The 6,522-nt window shown below is 33.4% G+C and carries 6 protein-coding genes; 5 read left to right on the top strand and 1 reads right to left on the bottom strand.

Annotation, left to right across the window (positions count from 1 at the left end):
- Window positions 1-101: 101 nt before the first annotated feature.
- Window positions 102-1,379, bottom strand: a complete 1,278-nt coding sequence (locus tag DP68_RS15790; protein ID WP_035311243.1) for a 4Fe-4S dicluster domain-containing protein — start codon at window positions 1,377-1,379, stop codon at window positions 102-104.
- A 229-nt stretch (window positions 1,380-1,608) separates the two neighbouring features.
- On the opposite strand from DP68_RS15790, the gene DP68_RS15785 reads away from it, so the two are divergent.
- The 5 genes from DP68_RS15785 (at window position 1,609) to DP68_RS15765 (ending at window position 6,423) form a co-directional block, all read left to right on the top strand.
- The gene (locus DP68_RS15785) at window positions 1,609-3,327 is read left to right on the top strand and encodes an ABC transporter ATP-binding protein (RefSeq protein ID WP_035311240.1); all 1,719 of its coding nucleotides are present in this window, start codon (window positions 1,609-1,611) and stop codon (window positions 3,325-3,327) included.
- A gap of 3 nt (window positions 3,328-3,330) precedes the next feature.
- Entirely contained in the window at window positions 3,331-5,217 is a 1,887-nt protein-coding gene (locus DP68_RS15780; RefSeq protein ID WP_052085850.1) for an ABC transporter ATP-binding protein, read from the top strand.
- Window positions 5,218-5,288: 71 nt separating this feature from the next.
- Window positions 5,289-5,492: a heavy metal-associated domain-containing protein gene (locus DP68_RS15775; protein ID WP_035311239.1), complete on the top strand. Its 204-nt coding sequence runs from the start codon at window positions 5,289-5,291 to the stop codon at window positions 5,490-5,492.
- 174 nt (window positions 5,493-5,666) lie between these two features.
- Window positions 5,667-6,056, top strand: a complete 390-nt coding sequence (locus DP68_RS15770) for a DUF1801 domain-containing protein (protein ID WP_035311238.1) — start codon at window positions 5,667-5,669, stop codon at window positions 6,054-6,056.
- Window positions 6,057-6,102: 46 nt separating this feature from the next.
- A complete protein-coding gene (locus DP68_RS15765; protein ID WP_035311234.1) occupies window positions 6,103-6,423 on the top strand; it encodes a hypothetical protein in 321 nt (106 codons plus the stop codon).
- Window positions 6,424-6,522: the final 99 nt, after the last annotated feature.

Raw genomic sequence — 6,522 nt, 5'->3', positions numbered from 1 at the left:
AGTAGGTCGTTGCCAGATAAACAAATAATCCGTGGAAGTTATCCACGGATTATTTTATTTTTTGCATTATATAATATTCATATTATGTTATAGTTAAGATCTTAACTGTTTTCTAGAAGTTTAGCTAAATAAACGGATTTCATTTGTTTACTTGCCATTGCCTTTTGAACAGGAGAAAGTTTAAGGATACTTGCAAGGACAGCAGCCATGGCTTTATGACTTAAATGAGCCTGATTATCAAAGATTAAATTTTGAAGCTGGCCCTTTTCTATTGCAGATAATACTGCTCTATGTACAGTAGTCACAGGTGTGATAACACTTTCCTTTCGGCGAATTAGCTTAATTGCATTAGTTTTGCAATTCTTTACACAAACTCCACAGCCAAGGCACAGGTCTTCGGAAAGTTCAGCTGTTTTAAAAGTACGGCTTTCTATTGAAGTTTCCTTTATTTTAATTGCTTCCATAGGACAAACTATAGCACATCTTCCACATCCTATACAGCTATCTTTATTTATGCTAGGCAAATAACTAGTAGTATTTACAGGAACTAAAAATCCAAATTTCTTTGCAGATATAAATGCTTCACAATGACATTTGCAGCAATTACAAATGAAGTTAGGCTGTTTTTGAACATTTTCTCCACATTGAATTAGGTTATAGTCATAGGACATATTTAAAATATCTATGGCTTCAGAAGCATCTATTTTTCTAGCATAATTGTGTTTTATAAGAGTATAAGCGGTACTAGAAAAGCTTAAGCAAACTTCCATAGGAGCATAACAGTCATCTCCTAAATGATGAGCTTTATGTCTGCAGTAACACGTGCTAACACCAATGTGTTTAGCATTTTTTATTATGTAACTTGATTTTTCATAATCTAATATATCTATAGAGTTTTCATCATTTAAAACTCTCTCTTGAACAAAGGCTCTACCGAGTTTTGTTTCTGTACCCCAAAATAAATCCTTAGAAAAATCATCTTCCACATTAAGATATTGATGAAATAATTCACTAAGGACCTTTTGATCGAGATGGGTACCAACTCTCATCAGGGCAAATTCAAAAAAACCAGCCATTGGAGGAGCCATCATATATTTTTGCTCTCCCTCATTTTCACACTCAAGATCTAAAATTAATGCTTTAGAAGCCAATGATTGAAGGATACCCTCAGTCTTGAATTCACTAACTCCCCAAAGCTTGCTAGCAGTTTTTATGTTAAATGGTTTTATAGGCAGCTTTGCAACTAAGGCTGCTTCTTCTTTAGTAAACATCATGGATAAGATTTTATAAAGTGTTTCAGATGGTGGAGCACCCTGTGGAAACCTATTTAATCTTTCCTCTAAACTTTTATAGGCATCCTTTCCAACTATATGCGACATGCTTTTACCTCCATTTAATTGATAACTATATGATTGCATATGTTGGTAATAAATTCAATAAGATATATTTTTAGTTATATAAAGTGATTGTTAACCGTTCTTAATCTTTGTTATTAATAGGTAAATATCATAAAAATGTGTATGAAATATATATTGGCTTTGGAAAGTAAAAAAGATGTATAATATTATATGGAAATTGTACTTTAAATGAAAGAAGTGAATAATAAAGATGAACTTATACAGCAAGTATTTTAAAATATATAAGTCCCCATTTTTGATAGCTATTTTTTGTGTTGCATTTGAGGCAATCTGTGACTTGCTAGGTCCTACGCTTATGTCAAATATTATTAATGCAGGAATTGCTAATGGGCTAATTTCTGAAGTTTACTATTGGGGATCACTTATGCTTTTAGTTACCGCTATAGGTGCATGTTTTGCTGTTACACGAAATATTTTAGCAAGTAAAGTATCACAGCGTATGGGAGCAGATTTAAGATATGATTTGTTTGAAAAAATTGTGTATTTTTCAGAAGAAAGTACTGACAAAATTGAAAGCGGATCCCTTATTACACGTATGACTAATGACACATCACAAATTACACAGTTTGTAAATGGAATAATGAGAATTTTTATGAAGGCACCAATTACATGTGTTGGAAGCATTATATTAGCAAGTATGATCAATTTTAAGCTAAGTCTCATTATTTACGGCACTGTTTCAGTAGTTGCAATTCTTATTATAGTTAGTATGAGGCTTAGCTATCCTCGTTTTTATAAATTACAGAAAGCTATGGATAAAGTAAACTCTGTTGTACAGGAATATCTTATAGGAGTGCGCTTAGTTAAAGCTTTTGGAACATATGACAAGGAAACCGATAAGTTTGAAAATGCAAATTTAAATTTAATGCATAAAGGTATATCTTCTCAAATAGTTATTACCTTAGTATCACCACTTATGACATTTACAGTTGGAATTGGTACAGTAATTATAATTCTTATAGGAAGCAGATTGTTTTCTTTAAATCTTGCAAACCCAGGGGATATTACTGCATTTACAATTTATATGGCACAAATTCTTACTTCTTTAATTATGATAACAAATATATTTAATACCTTTGTAAGAACAAAGGCTTCAACTGCTCGTATTAAAGAGATAATGGACTGTGGTGGAGATTTTATGAGTAACGCTGGAATGAAAGAATTAAATGGTGACATTGAATTTAAAAATGTTACATTTGCATACCCTAACGGCAGTGGTGTGCCTGCAATAAAAGATTTATCATTTTCTATCAACAGAGGGCAGACTTTGGCAATAATAGGACCTACAGGCAGCGGTAAATCCACAATTGCATGGCTTCTTTTGCGATTTTATGATGTGAACAGCGGGAAAATTTTAATTAACGGCTGTGATATTAAGGAGCTAAATATTGATTTAGTCCGTGATAATATTGCCATTGTACCACAAAAACCTATGCTTTTTTCAGGATCTATTTCCGAAAATATTAGATGGGGAAACAAAGATGCCAGTGATGAAATGATACGCAAGGCAGCACATAAGGCACAAGCGGATTTTATTGGAAAGATGGAAGATGGCTATGAAAGCTTTTTAGGAAGTGCTGCAGTTAATATTTCAGGCGGCCAAAAGCAGCGTGTTTCAATAGCTCGCGGTATACTTAAAAATTCTTCTGTACTTATATTAGATGATGCAACCAGTGCACTAGACGCAGTAACTGAAGCTAAAGTGAGAGAAAATATAAATTCGAAGAAATCAGGACAGACTATAATTACTATTACTCAGCGCTGTGGAACAGCTATGTTTGCAGATCAAATTTTAGTTATGGACAATGGAGTAAAAGTTGGATATGGTACACATGATCAGCTTATGAAAGATTGCGAGGTATATAGAGATATTTACAAGACGCAAATAGAAAGCAGTAGGGAGGCATAAGATATGGCACAAAAGTTTTCTAGGACGGAAGTAAAAGTACCGTCCATGGGAGGGAAAATAGGAGGCCGAGGTCCAAACCGTTTTGCACCAACTGCAAAGCCTAAAGATGCAAAGTATACATTAATACGTATTATAAAAATATATATAAGGTGGGCTAAAAGTATTTTTTTAGCTATGCTCTTTACAGTGATTTCATCAGTAATTTCTGTTGCAATTCCTTATTTTATAGGAAAAACCTTTAACACCTTTAAAGTTGAAACTAGAACAGTGGATACAAAAATGCTTACGTGGTTTTTATTGATAATTGGAGCCTTATATACGTTAAATTGGATTATCTCATCCCTCAATGGAGTTATTATGCTTAAGGTTTCACAAAAGCTTGTATTTGAACTACGCAGAGAATTCTTTCAAAAGATGCAAAAACTTCCGCTTAAGTTTTATGATACACGCTCTCATGGTGACACAATGAGCAGAATTACAAATGATGTAGACAATATTAGTTCTACTATTGCACAAACTACCACACAATTAATATCAAGTGTTTTAACACTAGTGGGTTCTTTTATAGTGATGATAAAGCTAAATACGACTCTTACCCTTGTTGTATTATTATGTGTTCCCCTCGTAGCGCTTTTAACACGTGTAATTGCATCAAGAAGCCGTGCTTACTTTTTGGCACAGCAAAGGAGTCTTGGAGCGCTTAATGGAGTCATCGAGGAAAATATATTAGGTCTAAGAATGGTAAAAGCCTTTGGTAAGCAGCAGGATGTTTTAAAACAATTTAAGGAGATTAATGAAAAGCTCAATGAAAGCAGCACTAAGGCACAGATATGGTCTGGATATATGATGCCGCTTATGAATGTTATTAATAATCTTACTTTTACAATTGTTGCTTTTGTCGGTGGCCTATTATCAGTAAAATACGGTCTTTCTGTGGGTACTGTAGTTAGTTTTTTAAGTTATTCAAAACAATTTGCACATCCACTTAACTCTGTTGCAGGTATGTTTAATACTATTCAATCTGCACTGGCTGGAGCAGAACGTGTATTTGAAATTTTTGATAGTACAGAGGAGCCTAAGGATATAGAAAATGCTATTGATATAGAGCATCCAAAGGGTGATGTAACTTTTGAAAATGTTTGTTTTTCTTACAACAAATCGACACCTATATTAAAGAACGTAAGCTTTACTGTGAAGGCAGGAGAAACAGTTGCCTTAGTAGGTGAAACTGGTGCAGGAAAAACCACTATTGTCAACCTTCTTACTCGCTTCTATGATGCAGATAGCGGTAGAATTTTAATTGATGATGAACCAATTATAAATTTAAAACGAGACAGCCTTAGAAAATGTTTTTCAGTAGTGCTGCAGGACACCTGTCTTTTTACTGGCACAATTATGGATAATATTCGATACTCACAAAAGGATGCAACTGATGAACAGGTAATAAAGGCTGCAAAAATAGCTCATGCTCATGATTTTATAGATAAATTACCCAAGGGTTATCATACAATTGTGTCTGCATCTGTAGATAATTTAAGTCAGGGACAACATCAACTCATAGCCATTGCTCGAGCAGTGTTGTGTGACAGTCCTATTTTAATTTTAGATGAAGCAACCAGCAGCGTTGATACAAAAACTGAAAAAGATATTCAACGTGCACTCATAACTTTAATGAAGAATCGAACAAGCTTTTTAATAGCCCATCGTTTATCTACTATTAGAGATGCAGACCGCATTATGGTAATTGGTGATGGAAAAATATTAGAAAGTGGAAATCATAAAAGTCTTATGGATATAAAAGGACAATATTATAAAATGGTAGTTAGTCAAATGGGAAAGAAGTGCCACCCACATGACAAGTGGCAAGTTGAGGGAAATGCCAATGATTAATGTGGATAAAAATCTCTCTTTAATTTCATACTAATACTGAAAAATATATAATTATAAAAGGAGAGATAAAAATGCAAACAGTACATTATAATGTTTCAGGGCTTGCGGGTTCTCAAAGTAAGACTAAACTACTTAATGCATTAGATGAGATAAAGGGAGTTCAGGAGGTAGCTATAGACCTTGCTAGAGGAACAGTTGAAGTAGAATATAATCCACCAGCAGGGCCTCAGCAAATTAGAAACTGTATAGAACATACAGGATATGAAATTCAATAGTGTAGTGCTTAGTGCCACCCACGTGGCAAGTGGCAAGTCTACAAAACATCAGCATCTGCAAAATAGCAGGTGCTTTTTTATTTTAAGGAATTTTAATTGATTTAATTGAGCACTTTGTTACAATGGTATATAGTGGTATTAATATTACAAAAGGAACTTATGAAAGGAGAAACCATGGAAGAGGAAAAAGTTATCTTTAAATCAATTGATGAATACATTTTACAATTTCCCCCTGAGGTTCAGGAAATACTTAAATCTTTAAGAAGAGTTGTAAAAGAGTCTGCACCAGATGCAGAAGAAAAGATGAGTTGGCAAATGCCTACCTTTGTGTTACATGGAAATTTGGTGCATTTTGCTGCACATAAAAATCATATAGGATTTTATCCAGGGCCAAGCGGAATCGAGGTATTTAAAAATGAATTGTCGGAATATAAAACATCCAAAGGGGCAGCACAGTTTCCTCTAGGAAAGCCCATGCCTTATGAACTAGTAAGCAAAATAGTTAAATTTAGAGCTAATGAAAATATAAAGCAAGCAGAAGAGAAATTAAAAAAGAAGAAATAACTTCATTAAAAAATATTGATACTTATGTAAAGCGGAGGAGATATAAATGGAAAATGTAAATAAGTTAATTGATAAGCAGTTACCGCATATAACAACCAATACAGTAGTTTTAATAATTATGGCTATTATTGCTTTTTATATTTTGATGAAAGTGATAAGCGGCGTAATAAAAATAATAGCGCTAATAGCCGTTTGCTGGTTTGTATTAATGACAGTTCAAAGTACAAATATTATAAGTATTCCTATAGTGAAACAAGCTTACGTTAAAATAGAAAAAATAATTCCTTCAAAAGAATTGTGGACAAAAGCTTCTGATTATATTGAAGATGCAGGTAAACTAAAGAAAGCTATTGAAGATTTAAAGTAAGTGCCACCCACATGGCAAGTGGCAAGTAGTGTGCAAATAACAATTATACACTGCTTGTAATTAAATAATATTTTAGAAAAGACATCTGCCTATAGGTAG

Source organism: Clostridium sp. HMP27 (assembly GCF_000765165.1).
Classification (GTDB): domain Bacteria; phylum Bacillota; class Clostridia; order Clostridiales; family Clostridiaceae; genus Clostridium_AK.
The sequence above is the reverse complement of the archived record's forward strand: the minus strand, read 5'-3'. Positions and strand labels throughout refer to the sequence as shown.